The organism is Streptomyces sichuanensis, assembly GCF_020328095.1.
Classification (GTDB): Bacteria; Actinomycetota; Actinomycetes; order Streptomycetales; family Streptomycetaceae; genus Streptomyces; species Streptomyces cinnamoneus.
In genome coordinates this window covers 1-404 of sequence record NZ_JAIXMK010000285.1, presented here as the reverse complement: position 1 = coordinate 404, position 404 = coordinate 1, and the positions used below count along the sequence as shown (strand labels likewise).

Sequence of the window (404 nt, the reverse complement as noted above, 5' to 3'; positions counted from 1 at the left end):
GCCTTCGCAGCCGCGTCCGCGTCGGCCTTCACCGCAGCCTTCGCCGCCACCTTCGCCTGCGCGGCAGCAACATCCACCTGCTGGGCCAGCTCGGCATCCTGCGTCTGACCGAACGCCTCGGCACTCCACGCCACCGGCTTCACCGAAACCGAATCGGCCGCATGAGCGGGAACCACAGCCAGCGCCACAGCAGCCGAAGCAGCCGCAGCAACACCAGCAGCAGAAAACTTGTGGACCTTGGACAGACGGGCATAACCGGAAACGGTGGAGCGCATAACTGAGCTGAACCCTTTCAATCGCGAAGCCGCTGCGGCCGTCATTGGCGCAAAGAAAGCGCCGCGTCTCGATCGACGGCGCCCAGCGACCCCGCAATTGTTAGCGGCCCCCGAAACCCCTGGCAATCA

1 pseudogene is annotated in these 404 nt (G+C 65.3%); it reads right to left on the bottom strand.

Annotated elements, in window-relative coordinates:
- A pseudogene (locus LE181_RS31980) lies at positions 1-275 on the bottom strand (transglycosylase SLT domain-containing protein); the annotation flags it as partial.
- Between the last annotated feature and the right edge of the window lie 129 nt (positions 276-404).